At 52.8% G+C, this 19,695-nt stretch carries 7 protein-coding genes; all 7 read right to left on the bottom strand.

Annotated features, from left to right (window positions below; genetic code table 11):
* Positions 1-88 precede the first annotated feature (88 nt).
* Positions 89-1,408 (bottom strand): ABC transporter substrate-binding protein, encoded by a 1,320-nt coding sequence (locus B0G52_RS14175; RefSeq protein WP_094045342.1) that lies wholly within the window; start codon positions 1,406-1,408, stop codon positions 89-91.
* A gap of 122 nt (positions 1,409-1,530) precedes the next feature.
* A complete protein-coding gene (locus tag B0G52_RS14170; RefSeq protein ID WP_094045340.1) occupies positions 1,531-3,126 on the bottom strand; it encodes a response regulator in 1,596 nt (531 codons plus the stop codon).
* A 6-nt stretch (positions 3,127-3,132) separates the two neighbouring features.
* The gene (locus B0G52_RS14165) at positions 3,133-4,950 is read right to left on the bottom strand and encodes a cache domain-containing sensor histidine kinase (RefSeq protein WP_158223710.1); all 1,818 of its coding nucleotides are present in this window, start codon (positions 4,948-4,950) and stop codon (positions 3,133-3,135) included.
* A gap of 161 nt (positions 4,951-5,111) precedes the next feature.
* Positions 5,112-7,967, bottom strand: a complete 2,856-nt coding sequence (locus B0G52_RS14160) for a fibronectin type III domain-containing protein (RefSeq protein ID WP_094045336.1) — start codon at positions 7,965-7,967, stop codon at positions 5,112-5,114.
* Between the two features lie 32 nt (positions 7,968-7,999).
* On the bottom strand, positions 8,000-11,725 hold the full coding sequence (locus tag B0G52_RS14155) for a discoidin domain-containing protein (protein ID WP_094045334.1): 3,726 nt from the start codon (positions 11,723-11,725) through the stop codon (positions 8,000-8,002).
* An 11-nt stretch (positions 11,726-11,736) separates the two neighbouring features.
* A complete protein-coding gene (locus B0G52_RS14150; protein ID WP_094045332.1) occupies positions 11,737-14,265 on the bottom strand; it encodes a metallophosphoesterase in 2,529 nt (842 codons plus the stop codon).
* 57 nt (positions 14,266-14,322) lie between these two features.
* On the bottom strand, positions 14,323-19,572 hold the full coding sequence (locus B0G52_RS14145) for a discoidin domain-containing protein (protein ID WP_094045330.1): 5,250 nt from the start codon (positions 19,570-19,572) through the stop codon (positions 14,323-14,325).
* Positions 19,573-19,695: the final 123 nt, after the last annotated feature.

The raw sequence follows: 19,695 nt of genomic DNA, 5'->3' as shown, positions 1-19,695 counted from the left end.
TCATTTAGTCATCGTTCGAGAAAGGAGTCCCCCTGTCGTCGACTTCTTTCAACAGGGGGATCAAGGAGACGGCTGGTGAAGCTGTTCGTTACTCGAAATACGTATTAGCCAGCCAAAGATCGTTAAAGTCTTTAATAAAATCATCCGAAGTATAATCGCCAGTCATCAGCAGAGAACCAAAATTCGAATATTCGGTTGACGTCTTCGGATCCATCATGACGGTAAGCGAAGGGATTTTAATATTCGCTTCATTGTAAGCGTCGATGTTGGCTTGCATTAACGGCGCCGGCGTCGAAGTTGCTCCGACATCCAGCGTCACCAGCGAACCGGTGTCCGTGAAGTATTTGGCGTCTTGCTCGGCCAAATATTGGGCAAGCTTGACCGCCGCCTCAACGTTCTTGCTCTTCGCGCTTACGGCATAACCTGCCAGCGGCGAACCCCAGAATTGAATGGCGCTGCCAGGTGTATACTTCTCGCCTGCCGAAGGCCAATCGAAGATCCCGACATCCGGCACATTCGCTTCCAGATCGGCAAGCTCCCAGGAGAACATCATATACATAGCCGCTTTATTTTGTGTGAACGCTTCCTTAGCAGGACCGTAATCCACGTTGGCAGCGCCTGGTCCGAAGGCTCCCATCTCGGCCAACTTAACGACTCGATCCAGACCATTTTTGACTACCGGATGGGTGAAGTCGATTTTGTTCTCCACCAGTTGCTGAGCTACCGCTGGATCTTCGATTTGAATCATATTCTGAATCATGAAGAACGCAGGGGCCCAGCCTCCCTTGCCGGGTGCGGCAATCGGCTGAATGCCTGCCTCCAGAAGCTTTTCGGAAGCCTGCACGAGCTCATCGTACGTTGTCGGAATCTCGATATTGTTCGCCTGGAATATATCTTTGTGATAGAAGATTTTAGGTGTGAAATAGGCGTCTGCGCCGCTCGACAACGCATAGATCCCATCCTTATACTTAAGCGCTTCCTTAACTGCGAATTTATTAATAAATCCGCTGTCTGTAATGGACTGCTCCAAATTCAATTGATTGCCTGCATTAATGATGGCCGTCGCATAATCCGCACCGCTCCAGAATACATCGGGCAATTCACCGGAGGCATTATACACTTTCATTTTGGCCCCTACATCCGAAGTTTCTTCGTACTCGATTTCGATTCCGGGCAGTTCATTGGCGAGATTGGCTTTGATGTATTCTTTCATAATCGTTTGTCTCGCTTGATCCGAACTGATCGTCAACAGTTTTAACTTGACAGGCTGTTGGTTGACGACCTCCTTCTCCTTGCCTGGCGCTGTATTCGTCTGCTCGGATGCGGGAGTATTCCCCGAATTTCCGCAAGCTGTTAAGAGCAGCAGCGACATAATCAAGGCCGTGCCGGTTTTCCAGTTTTTACGCATTGCATATCCTCCCCTTAATGTAGTCCTTCGCGATAGGACCTCTTTTTACATCCCCATGTTACTTTTTACGCAGGGACAATTGAAGAGAATATTCTCCATAGGTAAGGAAAATTGTCGCATGTTCATCTGGATAATCGATTATCGATATATTTGCCCGGAGCAACTCCGTACTTTTTCTTGAAGCATTTGCCGAAGTAATTGGCATCCGCATACCCTACCCGGCTTGCGGCTGCGGCAACGCTGTGGCAGCCTTCGTCGATCAGCTTTTTCGCTTTATAGATTCTCGCTTCCGTAATATAGCTGTTGATTGTTGATCCCGTCTCCTTCTTGAACAATTCGCATAATCGTCCATAGCCGATGTAGACATGCCCTGCGATATCCTTAATGTTCAGATCGAAGTCTCCCAAGTGTTGGTCAATATAGGTCAAGGCTTGCTCCACCGTTTTGGAGAAGCCTTGATTGGCGATTAATAAGTCAGAATGCATCGCCTTCATGAACAATTCAAGCACCCATTGTTCCCATTGATCGAGCGACTTTCTCTCCTGAAGCTGTGCAGCGATGCGGTTGTCTTCGCCGAATATTCGTTCAAGATCATGTCCCGTCCCGTGGATAAACTCCAGGATGGTCGACACCAGCTCCACGCCCTTGTTCATCACCAGTTCGCTGGAAGCATTCATTCTTCTGAGCTCCCCGAATATAAAACGAACGTTGTCTCTAATCTCCTGATCGTTGTTCTGACGCGCTGCCATAAGCAGCTGCTTGCGCTGCTCGACCGAATAAATTCCGATCGCCGCTTCATCCGCCACAGTAACATCGCTATATTGAATGACTTTGTACTCCGAGATCAGATGGCTGTTGTTCAAGGCATATACGGCTTCATTGTACGACTTGGGAAGCCCCGCAAATCCTTCATGTACGTTGCTGATCCCAATCGCAACCGCAATCTTCAAATATTTGGATATCATACTTCGAATCGTATCGCACAGCATGGCAAAGTCGATCGGGAAGCTTGATCTGGTGCCTTTGATCTGTACGACAACGCAAATGTATTTGGCGTCTTGGCAGATTTCAAATACATACTTCGACATTAACAGCTCTCTCGTTATATTCGACACTGCAAATGACCATAGCCGATCCGCTTCCTCGTTCCAGCCGTTGTGATCGATGATTTCCATCACGAAAGTCCGGTAAGGCTGTGAATCGGGGTCTATGGCCAGCGAATTCTTGAGGCTGCGGGATTCGTCTTCCGTGAACGTCTTGACGCCTTGCAGCAAGTGATGAAGCAGCAGCTCCTTCAACAGCGGCTTGCGCACCTTGATATTCATCTTTAATTCTTCCATGCGATCAACGATTTTTTTCTTCACGGATACAAGCGCTTTGATCAGCTGCTCTTCTTCTACCGGCTTGAGAAGATAATTCTCGACGCCTAATTCGATAGCCTGGCGAGCATAGGTGAACTCCTCATACCCTGTAACGATAATGATGCTGACGTTCAGATTGTTTTCTTTGATTTCTGCTGCAAGTGCCATGCCATCCAGGAAAGGCATATTAATATCGACAAGCGCTACATGCGGCCTGTGTTCATGTATTTTCCTTAAGGCGTCATTGCCGTTCTCCGCTTCGCAGCATACTTCATACCCCAGCTCTTCCCACGGGACGGACTTCCGCAGCGCCTCCCGGAACAATTGCTCATCATCCGCGATCATAAGCTTCAACATCAGGCTTCACCCCTCCATCATTAAGGCCGGTATGGTGACCGTTACTCTTGTATAAAGTCCAAGCTCGCTTGTTATGTGAAGCCCGTAATCGTTACCGTACATCAATTTGATTCGACGATCCACGCTCCGTAAGCCGAAGCTGTCCTGGCTGCTTTTACGTGTCGGATGCTGCTGCATAAGCGCAGCCGCCTTCTCTTCCGACATTCCTACGCCGTTGTCGCACACGGTCAATATAATGCAGCCCTGCTGAAGACACCCGTGAATTTCAAGCTTCCCTTTGTTCCCTTTGAACTTTAACCCGTGATAGATCGAATTTTCGACCAACGGCTGTAAGGTCAGCTTAGGCATGGCATATTCGTGAATTTCCTCAGGTATATCGATTGAAAATTCCATATAGTTGGAATAACGCAAGTTCTGGATCTTCAAATAATTATGAATAATTCTGACTTCCTCACCGACCGTTATGATATCCTTCCCTCTGCTGAGCGATCTTCGATAGAAGTCCGCGAGGGTTCGCGTGACTTGAATGGCCTCGTCGTACCGTTCAAGCTTGTTCAGCGAGATAATCGTCTCTAATGAGTTGTACAGAAAATGGGGATTCATCTGAGACTGGATTAATTTCAGCTCATACTCCTGCTTCAGCTTCTGCTCGTTCACATTATCTTCGAGCAATTGCTCTACCCTGTTCATCAAGCTGTTGAATCCGTGCGTGAGCAGACCGATCTCCCGGTTGTTGGCATGATCCGCCCGAATATTCATCTCCCCTCTTCTCACTTGTATCATAATTCTCGCCAGCTTCTGGATCGGTCTCGTCACCGTATTGGAGATATAGTAGGAGGATACCAAAGCGAATAATAGACAGAATGCCCCGATAATGAGAATGAATCGCTGAATCTTCGCATTGTCTCTTCTAATCTCTTCCATGGATTCGAAGCTGACAATATTCCAATCGATTGTATCCACCTTCTGCAAGGACAACAGATAGGAATTGCCGCCTCGATTCATGACCATTTTTTTATCCATCAACAGCCTGTTGAACTGCCAATCCTCGATTTGAATCGCCTCCATCAGGTTTTGATTCAATTCGGATGAATCCTCCGCCGAGATAATCTGTCCATCATTTCTCACAATGTATCGCTTATTGGTCTGATCGCCTTTGTTCGCCGAGAATATTCGGGACATCTGCTGTTCGCCGATGAACAGGATCACGATTCCAATATTGTCGCCTTTGTTCAGGTCGATGACCAGCTTGGCTACTGCGAATACATGCTCGTATCTGCCATCGTTCAGCTTCAGCCTCATTAAGTCGGACCAGACCGGCTTCTGAAGTTGTTGCGCGCTTGCCAGAAACTCTTCGCCAATCATGCTCCGGATACTTGACTGATCGATCATGCTGTCGCTGTAGACGACCTGGTTGTTCAGGAAGACGGACACAGCGAATACCGGGGTATTAGGCGAAATAATATGCGCAACCGCGCCGTACATTTCCGGCCGCATGCTGATGACATCGATCTGGCCGTCGCTTTGCTCGTCGGCGGCGATCTTGTCCGTCAATGTTCGAAGCAGCGACTGCACCCTGTTGTTGGTGGCGACAACCTTGGAATAGTCTTCAATGCTGCTCATCAAGGTATAGAGATTGGAGTCGATCAGCTCCAGTTCCCGCCCCGCGCTTTTCTCCGTCTTGTCGATAATGATTCCGCTTGATATATTGGTTGCCAAATATCCCAATACCGTCAGGACGGAAACGATAATCAATATGAACAGGATTAATATTTTGTCTCTGAGCGTTAAGATGTAATAAAAGCTTTGCAGCCATTTCCGCATCCATGCACCTGCTTGCCTATTGAGATTAAAATCACTTCCAGTATAAACAGGATTGTCCATAGGCGTGGAGTTATTTTCGCCCGGGCTATGGCATAAAAAGCAACCGGCCTCTATCGTGCAGGCTCGGTTGCTTAAGGGTGCGCTCTGGGAGAGCTGTCGCTCTACTCCAGGGTCACTTCGTTGGAACTCGGCTTCATCGTACCTATGCCGTCCCACACGAAGGCTTTGACTTGGTAGCCAGTCACATTGCCGGGCAAGCTGAAGCCGGCCTGGAAGGTGAACGATTCCGTTCCGCCAAGCAGTTGCTCGGCATACGCGATTCGTTCAATCCTGCCCTGCGGATTATACAACGCTACAATGAAATAAGCGTTCGCCGATTGTTCCGAATTGTTAGTTACGGTCACTTGGGCTTTCAATGCGGCGGAAGGTACAAGCCGTTGCAGCTCAGCCCCTAGCGCATTGCTGAACCGGGGAACAGCGACTGTAAAATAAGATGGCGCATCCGATGTTGAAATACGGAGCTCCAGCCCGTCCGCGCTCCACCTGCCGGCGGCATCCCCGGCGGTCACCTTGAACGTATATTCGGTGGCGGGCGACAGTCCAGTCGCCGCATAGCTGCCGATGCTGCCGGATACCGTATCCAGCAATTGATCGTCGCGATAAATGCGATATTCGGACACGGCTACGTCGTCCGCCGCTGCCGGCCACTGCAGGTGCACGCTGGTCGGCGTTACAGCGGATGCCGTCAATTCGCTTGACTCCGGCCAAGAAGGCGGCGTCAGATCTTCAAGCCCCAATGGATTGACGATAACGTTGCGTGTCGCCCCATTGCCGATTGATGTTTCCACGTATACGACCGTATAGTCTTCGAACCGTTTCGAGAAGGCAGGGAAGATTTCTCCCGTTTCAGAATCCTTTGCCTCATACTCGCTGTAGGCGCTGGACATTTTGAATTTCAGCCTCACGAACGGCAGGTTGTAGCCGTTGTTCTCAATCGTCGCGGTACTTGTTGCGAGTGTGCCGTTATTGGCGCTGTTGTAGTTGATCGACAGATTCAAATTATCCGCGAGCATATGCTGATGCGTAATCTGCGAGCCATCGACATGGACGAGCGCGAATGCCGGGTTGCTGTGCGAAGCCGTCCCGATGACCAGATACGGTATGCCTGTCTGCGAATCTACATTGCTTTGATAATTATGCTGGTGACCGCTGATCATATAGTTCACATTATGCCTGGTATACAAGTCCCTCGCGTTTTGAACTGTATTGCCGTCCGATACGAACATATTGAAGTTATGGTGCGACACCGCGATCCGGTTTGTTTTGTCAGCAGCCGCCTCGAATGTCTCATCCATCCAGTTATACAGCGCTTCCCCGACTTCGTCATTGGGAAGGGTGACCAGATAACCGACAGTGCCCATTCTGAAATAACCGTTACTGACATTGCCGCCCCAACGTTTGGTCCAGTCCGGCATGTCGTAGTGGAAGTTCGTCATCATGAAGCTGGTGTTGCCGAAGTCTAAGCTGTATGCGGTCGGTCCCAGATACTTGTTCCACAACGCTTCGCCCATCCCGTATCTCGCGTTGCTCTGATCAACCCAGCCGCCTCTTACCAGATCGTGGTTGCCCGGCACCTCGAACACGGGAGAAGAATAATTCTCGAGCAGGGACAGGTATTGAACGAAATGGCTATCCTTCATGTAATCCTGCGGATAACCGAATTCACTGGCGTGGCCCGCGCCGCCTATTGCGCCCGGCGTTCCCGCCGTCACATCGCCCCCGCTTATGGACAGGTAGGGATTGATGAGCTGGGCCTTCTTAAGCAATTTGTTCTGGAACGGGACAGTTCCATCCTGATTGTCGGCCCAAGCAATAAAGTAATAATTATCGGGATCGGGATAATACCACGGTTTAATATCGACCGTCACGTTATCTCCGGCGGGAACATGCAATTCGAATTGAAAGGAGTTTACGCCTCTGGCTGTTATGCTTCCTTCATTTATCGTGACAAAATCGGGATCTACATTGCGAACCGTAACGGTAAGCGTATCGTCCTCTCCATGCTCATTGTGGACCGTAAAGGAGCCTTCGATCGCTCTCATACGGAACGCAAGCTGCCTGTTCGGAATATCCGTACCGATGACTTGAGCCATGCCGATAGCGCTGACCGTCATGTCGTATGCGGTTGTGGCGGTGATGACGGGGCCATTGGTGCTTATCAGTCCGTCCGAATTGTCCGCTTCAATCCGGAACGTATATTCCGAGTTCGGCGTAAGCTCGGTTACCGAATAGCTGTTCACACCAAGACTTGTTCGACCCAGGAGAACGTCATTCTTGTAGATGACATACCCTGTCGCCGTCGCATCGTTAATTGCCGGCCAGTTCAATGTCAGCGAAGTCGTGCCCAGATTGGATACTGTCACCTCTCCTTCTTGGTTCCATTCTGGCGGCTGCTTCAGCATAAACACGCTTAATTCGGACAGGAACGAATAACCTTCATTCGTCCTTGCATAGCGGACATAGCGGTATGCGTTCTCATCCCCCACTTCATGGGACCAGATATATCCCGGATAGGGGGTGCCGCCAACTGAACCTATGACAGTATAAGATTCAAAGGTGGGATCGTTGGAAGCGCGGATCTCGAAGTTGGTCCGCGGACCGTCCCAATCCCCTCTGCCATCTTGCCCGTCATACGGCCGATCATGTACCTGAACCCGATGAATGAGGTATTCGGCGCCCAGATCAACTTGCAGCCAAGGTCGGATGCCTTCGAAAGTTTCTGTCGACCAGCCGTTCGACCATTCGCCGCCGATGCCGTCTACCGCCTTCTCCGGTGAATAACTGGGGGACGGCGAGAGATCCGATGAGGTCACCGGCTTGTTCAGGGCGACGTTCACTTCTATTCCGGCCCCCGCTTCCGTGCTGTCGGCAAAGGCCGAAGAGGCCATGAATTGCCATGCCATGACGATGGCCATACTCATTGTCAATACTGCTTTCATCCACTTGCTAACACTCATGTCGGTGCTCCTCCTCTGCAATAGGGTCCGCGCTACTCATCCTCCGTCATCGCGAACACGCTTAATTCGGACAAGAACGTATAGCCCGTGTCGGTCCTTGCGTACCGGATGTAACGGTAAGCGTTCGGATTCGTCACCGTATGGTTCCATACATAACCGGAATATGGCGTACTGCCGACGGAACCCAATACGGCATACGTTGCGAAGCTCGGATCGTTGGAAGCGCGAATCTCGAAGTTGCGGCGCGGACCGTTCCAGTCGGGCCTGCCCTCCTGCCCGTCATAGGGTCTGTCGTCTACCTGCAAGCGATGGATGACGTATTCATCTCCCAGGTCAACTTGCAGCCACGGGCTGATGCCCTCGAATACGGTAGGAGACCACCCGTTGTCCCACTGCCCGCCTATGCCGTCAACCGCCTCAGCCGGTCCGTATTCTGGCGGGGCCGTGCCGGTATCCGAGGAGCTTGCCGGTTGGCCCATCGCGACATTGGTTTCGATCAGTTCAGGTTCCGGCAACGCGAATATGCCGATTTCGGACAAGAAGGTGTAGCCCGTCGACTTTCTGACATATCGGATGTACCGATAGGCGTCAGGCGCCGTAACCTTGCGGCTCCACGTATAACCCGCATACGGTTCGTTGCCTACGGCGCCTAAGACAGTGTAAGCGCTGAAATTCGGATCATTGGATGCCCGGATTTCGAAGTTGCGGCGCGGACCGTCCCAGTCGCTGCCCGGTCCATTCGTTCCGTCGTAAGGCCGATCGTCGATCTGGATGCGATGGATCACGTATTCGTCTCCCAAGTCCAGCTGCAGCCATGGACTGAGGCCCTCGGATACCAAAGGATGCCACCCGTTGGTCCAACTGCCGCTGATGCCGTCCACCGCGCGGGCAGGAGAATACGAGGCGTCGACGATATCCCATGAAGGAATCGAAGCCGGCTTATGAAGCGCCACGTTCACTTCCTCCGGTGATGCCGGTTCATTGCTTGCCGGTATCAGATACACTCTCCAATCCCGGTATTTACGTTCGCCGGCGAATCCGGGATAAGGCAGTTGTTCGCCCATGTACACTCTGTAATCCCGGTAGGCGCCACCTTCCGTAAGCAGGGTCAATTCCGTGCCGTAAGGCGTGACAACGTCCAGTTCCAACGCCGCCGCATCGTCAGTCGTCCCAAGCTTGAGGTACACTTCGCCGTATTGCGCGCTGATGCTCGCAGGAACGATTTGACTCGCGAATGTAACATTGTCAATCGCCAGTCTTGGCGGGTACGATTCGGGTTTGATCTTCGACGACCAGCTCGCGCTGCCCTGTGCCGAGAACGAGATCTCGTCTCCCGGGGCCACATCAATATGAACCAGATAGTCGTCCTGCCCTTCCGCGGTTGCGCCGCTCCATACCTGGCTGCCGTTCTTGTGGATCGAATAGGATGCGGCGGGCATAGCGGAATGCACCGTGCCTGCGATTTTGACGCTGCCGTAATCCGTCGCCGTCCATGGATTGCCGGTTCCATGCATCTGCACGCCCGGCACGATATCCCAATACGCCGGCTGCACTCCCGCATGGTTCTGGATCTCCGCATCTTGCATGCCATTATTGGAGATGACGTTGTAGTGCGAATGTGCGGGATTGAACTTTATTTGATTGGCTTCGTCGCCGATGCGCGCCATCGCATTGTCGCGAATGATATATCCCTTCGTCTCTTGATCGAGATAGATCGCTCCCGCGAAATACGAGGAGGCAAATTCATTTTTGTCGAGGTCATGAATAAAGTTCTCCGCCATCTCGGCATTGGGTGTATTGCTGAGTGTATAGATTGCTCCGCCGTCAGCCAATCGGTTCATCACGTTATAGACGTTATTGTATCGAATGCTCGTATTCTTTAACGTAGTGGAATTGGCCGTCCAGCCCCAGCCCGCCGAGATTGCCGAATAACCCGTATTGGATATTTCATTGTGCTCTATGACGCTGCCTTGCGCATAGCCGCTTAATATAGCCACGCTGCTGTAGTGGTTGATTCCGATGCCGTTCATATAGTTGTTGGCGAACACATTGTCCTTGGCATGGAGAAGCTCGTCGGAATGGTTGTATTCGGTCAAATCGTCGAAGACGCCTTCCACGATGCCGCTGCCTCCGATATCGAGGAAGGCATTGCCTTCCACGACGTTGTTCTGCGTCATCCTGTCGAGATCGATGGCCGCTGCGCCTAAGTGCCTGAACACATTGCGCTCGATTCGAATATGATGAGCCGCTTTCATAGAGATGGCAGCCGGTTGGCGGCTCCCGCCAGACAGCCCGCCTTGATCGGAGATCATTCCGTTCTGCGTAATGGCGAGCTGGTACTTCGTATGCTCGAAGATCAGCCCCTGCAGCCGAATGTTGCGTACCGGATTATTCTTGTTGCTGCCTTCTATGATTACGAACCGCTCGGAAGCGCCGATCCGGGCGTCTAACGTTCCCGCTGACTCGCCGCTGCGGGGTTTGTAGAACAGATCGCCGTTGTCCTCGTCCAAGAACCACTCTCCGGGCTGATCCAGGAACTCGTAAGCATTCTCGAAATGCACGCTCTGATTCACCGCTCTGTCCGGGTATGTCCGTGTGAATAGTACGTCGCCCAGAGAGGCGAGCGATATTGCCGTCCCCCCGCCTGCGGTCGAGATTGCATTGACCCTCACCATCGATTCGGTCCAATGCTGGTTCAGCACGAGCTCCACTTTCTGCAGCTTGCTCACGTCAAGGACATCGGCAACGGCGTTGTCCATGCGAATCTGCTTGCCCGGAGTGTTCCAGCCGGCAATCTTGAACGATTCCGTGCGAGACCGAAGCGCTCGTCGATCGTTCACCCATAGATCGCGGAATTTCAGGTTTCCTACATTCGTTATGAACAGGTCCCCTTGCTGCGTCCACCCGCCTATCGCTTGTGCGCCGCTGATGACTGGCGTCTCGCCGGGGTAATTCCGGTAAGTGATAGAGTAGCCGTTCGTTCCGGAGTCCGCGACACCTAGCTCAAGCGGAGAAGTCATCACATATTGCCCGCCGCGCAAATACACGACGATGTCCCGATCCATATTCGCGTTGAGTGTCCGAACCGCATCGCGCGCGCGCGTCAGGGTGCGGAATGGCTGCGTCAGCGAACCATCGCCATTGTCGTTGCCGTCCGGCGACACGTATAACGCGATCGGATCGCCGCCGGGCTGGCCCGGTTCCAGCATCGCCATCACCTTTAATTCGGACAAAAAGGTGTAGCCTGTATTCGTGCGGGCGTATCTGACATAGCGATAAGCGTCCAGATCCGTTACGTCATGGCTCCATGAATAACCTGCATACGGAGTGCTGCCAACGCTGCCTATCACCGTATACGCAGCGAAGTCGGGGTCGTTGGAAGCGCGAATCTCGAAGTTGCTGCGCGGACCGTCCCATGAAGACCTGCCGTCCAGCCCGTCATAAGGACGGTCGTCGACCTGAACTCGGCTGATGGCATACGCCTCCCCCAAGTCGACTTGCAGCCATGGCATGATGCCGTCGAATTGGACAGGCGACCAGCCGTTCGTCCACTCGCCGCCGATGCCGTCTACCGCCTCCTCCGGAGAATACCCGGAGGAGGACGGTGTGCTATCCGATGTGACAACGGCCTTGTTTAACGCTACGTTCACTTCTTCCAGCGTGCCATTGGCAGAAGTCGTGCCTGGAACGACAATGGCCATAAGAGCCAGAGCCAACGATAGTACGACGGCAACCCCAATCTTCAATCCGGCGTTCATCTCTCCGCCCCTCAATCGGATGGATCTGCTTCCGAATAGACGCTCAATTCGGACAGGAAGGAGTACCCTGTATCGGTTCTCGCATATCGGATGTACCGGTAGGCGTTCGAATCCGATACCGCCTGGTTCCACACATAACCCGAGTACGGCGTGGTGCCCACCGAGCCCAATACCGCATAAGTACCGAAGCTCGGATCGTTGGAGGCGCGAATCTCGAAGTTGCGGCGCGGACCGTTCCAATCAGGCCTGCCGTCCTGTCCGTCGTATGGCCGGTCGTCTACTTGAACGCGCTTGATCACATACGCATTGCCCAGATCGACTTGCAGCCACGGGCTGATTCCTTCGAAAGTAACAGGCGACCAGCCGTTATCCCATTGTCCCCCGATGCCGTCGACAGCTTCCAGCGGACCGTAATCGGGCGAAGGAGTCGTCGTATCCGAAGTGCTGACGGTTTTGTTCAGCGCCACGTTGACTTCATTCCCGCCTGCTGCAGGCGTAACCTCGACGTTGCGAGTAGCTCCGTTGCCGATCGAGGTCTCGACATAGACGACGGTGTAGTCGTCGAACCGCTTCGAGAAGGAAGGAATCGTCGCTCCCGTTGCCACGTCTTTTGCTTCATAAATCTCATGATCGTTAGACATTCTGAATTTCAGCCGGACGAACGGCATATTGTAGCCGCTGTTCTGAATCGTGGCGGTATTGGTCGTCAACGTTCCATTATTGGCGCTATTGTAATTGATCGTCAGATTGATATTGTCCGCGAGCATATGCTGATGCGTAATTTGCGAGCCGTTGACGTGTACGAGCGCGAACGCCGGATTGCTGTGCGACGCCGTGCCGATAACCAAATAGGGAATCCCGGTCACCGAATCCACATTGCTTTGATAATTGTGCTGGTGCCCGCTGATCATGTAGCTTACATCATGATTGGAATACAGAGTTCTTGCCGTCCCGACCGTATTGCCGTCGGATACGAACATATTGAAGTTATGGTGCGATACCGCAATCCGGTTCGTCTTGCCTGCTGCAGCCGCGAATGTCGCATCCATCCAGTTGTACAGCGCATCTCCGACATCGTCATTCGCCAGCGTAGTCGTCAGATAACCAACGGTTCCCATCTTTAAATAGCCGTTATTGAGATTGCCGCCCCATCGCTTCGTCCAGTTCGGCATGTCGTAATGGAAGTTCGTCATCATGAAATGGGTATTGCCGACATCAAAGCTGTAAGTGGTCGGCCCCAGATACTTGTTCCACATCGCTTCGCCCATTCCGTATCTGGTGTCGCTTCTATCGACCCATCCCCCTCTGACGAGATCGTGGTTGCCCGGCACCTCGAAGATCGGCGTTGTATAGTTCTCGAGCAGAGACAAGTACTTCGTATAATCGATGTCCTTCACGTAATCATTCGGGTAGCCGTATTCGTTCGCATTGCCCGCTCCGCCGATCGTGCCCGGCGTGCCTGTCGTCACATCGCCTGCGTTCACCGAGAAGACGGGATTGATGAGCTCGGCTTTGACCAGCAATTTGTTCTTGAATGGCGAGGTGCCGTCCTGATTGTCGCTCCATGCGATGAAGTAAAAATTATCGGGATCGGGTTCATACCAAGGCGCGACCTGGACCGTAATCGAATCATCCGCAGGCACATTGAGCTCGAATACAAAGGAATTGGTTCCTTTAGACAGCATCGTGCCTTCGCTGACTGTAATATAATCCGGATCTGCATTGCGGATCGTTACCGTAAAGGTTTTTGCAGCTTCATTCTCATTGTGGATCGTGAAGGAGCCCTCAAGCGCTCTCATCCTGAATGCCAACTGGTTGTTCGGAATATCCGTTCCGATCACTTGCGCCATGCCGGATTGGCTGACCGTTACGCCGCTGGAGGGCAACGGAGTAAGCGTGAGGCTCATGTCAAAGTAGAGGTCCGAACTGCCTGCTGTCGCCTGATGCACCTCGGCTGCGATCACGTTGACGCCGTTCTGGAGCACGCTTTGCAGCGCTGTTGTCAAATCTGCCGTTACCGAATCGGGAGCGCCAAGCGCGATGCTCGCCCATGTCGTATTCGTCACAGTGCCGCTCGGCATATTGCGCCGATACGCTTCCTGCCCATTCACGTACAAGACCAGGCCGTCGTCGATGCCGATGTTCGCCGCTATGCTGGCGATATTATCTTTGTCGTCAATGGTGAACGTGTTGCGGAAGTAGGTCGTTACATATTTGCTGGTGCTGCTTGGGCCGTAGGAAATGACTTCGTTAATAGGTCCAAAAGCCGTTGTGGTCGTTTGCGCATAATTGCCGGAATAGCCGAACGGACCTGCTGCCGTGTTCCAGCCCGAATCGTTGAACGAAGCGGCGCGCCAAGCTGTGCCTTGATTGCTGCCGTCGTCCAGATACTTCCATTCGGAATTGCCTGCAATCAACGTGACTGACGCAGGCGTCGCCTCTGCGGTTTTTGCCGGTCCCGTTATGGCTAACAGAGATGTAAGCAACAACATGGCGATGAAGAGCGAAATCACCTTTCGTCCAATTGACTTTGCATTCATACCGATCACCTCTCCTTTTCATAAATAGGCTGATCTTGCCTTGGAACATCAAACGCATTACGGGAACAATACGGCATCCGTCAATGGCTGCATGCTGTCCAACCCATCCCAAATGAATACTTTGGCATAATAGCCGTCAATCTGACCAGGCAATGTAAGACCGACTCGGAATACAACCTTATCGAATGCTCGGACTTGTTCTTCTATATAAGCCATATCCGCCAGTCTGCCGCTTGGCGAGAATAAGGCTATAATAAGGCCGACGTCTTGCGGATTCGATTGATGGTTCTCTACCGTCATACTGGCGTACAGGAAGTCAGAGGCAATAAGCCGATCGACTGCGTTGCCCTCTGCATCGGTGAACGTTACCGGCCCAATAGCCAGTTGTTCCAGCGATAAGTTCATGTCGGCATAGACATGATTGAATGGAATGTAGATGACTTTGGCAGACTCGCCTCCATCTGCTCCAGTCGCTTTAAGCCAATACTTGCCGGCACCGTGATCGGAGGATATGGAATAACTGCCGTCTTGCCCTGAAGTGGCCCTCCCTACGGGAACTTGTTGATTGGCGAATGCATACAGTTCGACAGTCGCCCCCGCGATCGTCTGACCTGCGCCGCCGCGAATGGTGCCGCTGACTGAATAAGACTCGGGCAGTCTGGCGCTGTACACCTTCAATTCGGATACAAAGGCATAATCGATCGCTGTCTTGGCATAGCGGATATAGCGATATGCCGTGTTGTCCGTGACCTCAAGTCGCCAGCTCTCTCCTTCGAACGGAACCGTTCCCACGCCGCCGAACACCGCATAGCTGCCTTCACCGAATGCCGGATCGTTGGATGCCTGTATTTGGAAGGTCTTCTTCTCTCCGTCGTATGTTCCGGCGGGCCTTGCGAATACTTCGACTGCTTCGATGATGCGCGGCGAGCCGAGATCGACGACAAGCCACGGCTCGACCCGGTCCTCCTCCGGCCAATTGCCGCCTGCCGATTCGGCGCTCCAACCGTTGGAGAAGTCTACAATCCCGTCCACCGCTTTATCCGGTCCATGGCCGACAAGGATGTTGCCTTGCTCCGAGCTGGTTGTTGGTTTGTTAAGAGCCGCGTTCTCGGGCACATTCCGGGATTTGCCGAATACAGCGATTGCGGATTTAAGCGACACGATACCTTCCCGCAGCTCGGCTTCTGTTGCAGCTTCATTCTCATGCAGGACTGTCATAACGGCGGTGACAAGCTCCAGGTATTCCTTAGCCCACTCCGGGTATTGTCCTGGACCGTCACCAATCTCCGCGCTGTCCAACAGCTGCTTCACATTGTCCAGCTCTGTCTTAAGGTGCGGCCGGAAGTCGATTCCATCGCTTGCTCCGGTCGTGAAATGTTTGGACAGCTTGATGACATTGCCCGCTTGGTAAGTACCGAAGTAACCCTCCTCATCGATCCGGTCTTCAAGCGTATCGACGCAATCGAAGATTAACATCCCATTCACGTACATCAGGAGTCTAACGCCTCCTTCGACATTGACAGCTCCCAGCTTAACCCGATTATGCGGGTTCTCGTAATCGAACGCCGTATTCGGGATGATATCGCCGAATACGCTCGGCGTCCCTCCGATGTTGCCGTAGAAGACCGTTCGCTTGCCGCCGTTGAACCGCTGCAGTTCAATGCCCTCCGGCTTGATGACCACGATGTAAGTGTCGTTACCCGGACCGATCGGGTCGCTGCCTCCATCGCGGGTTCTGAACAACAGACTTGGCCAGCCGCCGGCGTTGGTATGCATATTGAACTCCAGCAGCTCATCTCCGAACTTCTTGGCGCCATAGTAAGCGAAGCCGCCATTCAGTTCCAACCCGATTGCCGTTCTCATCTTCGCGCCGCCGGAGATATGCCAATTGTCTGCGTCGCCGATCACATCGTTCAACGAGAGGGCAACCGGCGCCGGGGACAGCTTGATGACATTGCCCGCCTGATAGGTGCCGAAGTAACCGTCCTCCTCAATCCGATCTTCGAGCGTATCCACGCAATCGAACGCCAGCTTGCCATTGATATACATCAGGAGCCTGACGCCGCCATCGACATTCATTGCTCCCAGTTTAATCTGATTGTACGGACTCTCGTAATCGAATGCCGTATTCGGGATGATATCGCCGAATACGCTTGGCGTCCCTCCGATGTTGCCGTAGAAGACCGTTCGAGTGCCGCCGTTGAACCGCTGCAGCTCAATGCCCTCCGGCTTGATGACCACGATGTAGGTATCGTTATCCGGACCGATCGGATCGCTGCCTCCATCGCGGGTTCTGAACAGCAGACTTGGCCAGCCGCCGGCGTTGGTATGCATATTGAACGTCAGCAGTCCGTCTCCGAACGTCTCGGCGCCGTAGTAAGCGAAGCCTCCGTTCAGTTCAATTCCGCTCGCCGTGCTCATCTTCGCGCCGCCGGTTACATGCCAATTGTCGGAATCGCCGATTTGTTCGTTCAGCGATACGGCAATCGGCGCTTGGGACAGCTTGATCACGGTACCTGCCTGATAAGTGCCGAAATATCCGTTTCCTTCGATTTTCCCTTCGAACGTGTCGATGCAATCGAACACCAGCTTGCCGTTGATATACATCAGGAGCCTGACGCCGCCGTCCACGTCCATGGCGCCTAGTTGCACAAGATTGTATTCGGTGCCGTAGTCGAATGCCACATTCGGTATGATGTCCCCGAACAGACTGGGAGCTCCTCCAATATTGCCGTAGAAAACCGTACGATTGCCGCCGTTGAACCGCTGCAATTCAATGCCTTCCGGTTTAATGACGACCAGATAACTCGCATTGTTCGTACCGATCGGATCCGAGCTGCTGTTCTGAGCGCGAAGCACCAGGCTCGGCCAAGCGCCTGCATTCGTTTTCATATTAAATTCCAACAGCTCGTTCGTGAACGCCTGCCCTCTATAGAAGGTATAACCGCCATCCAGAGTCATGCTTCCGCGGCCGGCAGTCGAGGTGCCGCCGTTCGTCACCCAATTGTCGGCATCGGTTAATTGATGCTGTACATTAAAGCCGGTAACATCGAGCAGATCGCTGTCCCTCAGCAATTTGACCTTCCAGTATTTCACTTTGACGCCGTCTTTGAAGTCCGGGTCACGAGTCTGGCTGTCAAGCGATATTCTGTACTGCAGCTCCATGGAATCGCTGCCCGGCGTGACGCTTACTTGTTCCAGAATCGTGCCATACGGGGTGTGGACGATCGGCTCAATCCTGCTCATATCTACGTCAGGCTGAGTAATGACGGTGACCACTTTATTGAGATGATCGAACTTGGTTCTTCCCTCTTGCAGGCCCTCGAATTGAACGCTTTCAATAGCAAGCCTTGGCGTGTATGATTCCGGCTTCACCAGCGAATGCCAAGCCGCATCTCCGTCCGCGTGGAAAGTAATTTCATCCCCAGGGCGAACGTCGACGGCAAGCGTATATGCCGAGCCTCCGTCCCCTGTTGCAGAGCTCCATACCACTTCGTCGTTTTTCATAATCGAAGCTGAGACGATGTCAGTCCCTGCGACGCTTCCGCTAATCCAATAGCTGCCGAAGTCAGAGGCAGTGAGCGTCTCGCCTGCATGATGCAGGTTTGCGCCAGGAACGATATCCCAATACTCCGGCTGCAAGCCAGCCGACGCGATAATAGCGGCATTCTGCGACTCATTATCGTATAGTTGATTGCCGCCCTCTTCCAACATGTTGAAGTTGAAGGTATGCCCGACTCTCCGGAACACATTGTTGAATATCTTGTAGCCCCAAGTGGCCTGATCCAGGTAGATCGAAGCAACCGGATAGTTGGATGCGAATTCGCTGCTATCGATATCATGGATATAATTGCCGCTTATTTCGCTGTCAGGCGTTCTGCTAAGCGTATAGATCGCTGCGCCGTCGGCCAACCGCTTCATGACGCCATGAATATTATTGTTCCGGATCACGTTGTTTTGCAGCGACGTAGCGTTAGCCGTCCAGCCCCAACCGACCGAGATGCCGCTGTAATCGGCATTGGCGACTTCATTATGCTCGATCCGCACACCTCGGGTGTATCCCGATACAATGCCGACCCCGCAAGAAGTAAGCGAGATGCCGTTCAAGTAGTTGTTCCGGATGACGTTGCCTTCCGTAATGCGAGCAGGATCCGCCGTCGGCGCCCCGGGTTCGGAGAACCAGCCTTCGGATATGCCGCTGCCGCCGATATCCAGAATGGCATTGCCGACGACCTCATTGTTGCGAGAGCTCCCGCGAATGTCGATAGCCGTTGCGCCTGCATGTCTGATGACGTTGCGTTCAAGCACAATATTGTCCGCCGCTTCCAGTTGAATGGCCGCCGGCTGCCGCTTCGATCCGTCATACACGCCGTCTGCCAGACCGGCTTGACCCGGTACGACATGATTGACATCCAGTGGATACTGGTACTTCGTATATTGGAACGTAATACCGCTCAGCTTCATATTCGTAACGCGATTATCCTTATTCATCCCCTTGAAGTCGATGAACGTCTCCGTCGTGCCGAACTGAGCATTCAGAGTGTTCACGTCTTCGCCCTCAAGCGGGATATAATACACAACCCCATTCGCCTCATCCAGCAGCCATTCGCCCGGCTCATCCAAATAAGCAAGCGAATTTTCGAAGTGGAAGCTTTGATTCGCCGCTTTGTCCGGATATTGGGCATTGAACACTTTATCTCTGGCATCGGGTATCAGCGCAAGCGACACTCGTTCCGACTGTCTGTCGAAGCTGTCCAGCCGGGAATAGAAGCGCACCCAGTGCTGAACGACCACAATTTCCAGTTGAGGATCAAGCGTGTCCCCCCATGCGGATACCGCGGCTAGAGGAACATGGATCAATCTGGCGCTTTCATCCCAGCTTGCAATCTTGAATGCTTCGGATCTTGCGCGAACCGCCCGCTGGCCATTTACCCACAAATCCCGAAATTTCAAGCCCGTCGCATCCGCTTTCAACATGCCGTTCTCTTCTACCCAGCCCTCGATCCTCTGCCCGCCGGTAATGACAGGCGTCTCTCCAGGGTAGTTGCGATAGACGACATTGTAACCGTTGGAACCGGAATCCTCTTCATTGAAGATCAGCTTCTCCGGCATCGCATACTCTCCGCCGCGCAGATATACGACAATGTCTCCGGCCATATTGTCATTCAAGCCGCGAACCGTGTCGCGAGCCTTGAGAAGCGTACGAAACGGAGCCGATATCGAACCGTTGTTGCCGTCGTCGCCATCAGGCGATACGTACAGCTTCAGCTCCGCGTTATCGTCCATGGCGTATACCTTATTGTTCACTGCTAACGGCTCCAGCAAAGATAGACTAATAGCCGCCAAACATAAAGCCGTTGTCAATCTGAACCAAAATGATTTCTTACGAGCATTCAAAATGAATAACCTCCCCGCTAAAATGACAATTGA

Origin of the sequence: Cohnella sp. SGD-V74, from assembly GCF_003001675.1 — a bacterium.
Classification (GTDB): Bacteria; Bacillota; Bacilli; order Paenibacillales; family Paenibacillaceae; genus Cohnella.
This window is presented reverse-complemented; position numbering and strand designations above follow the sequence as displayed.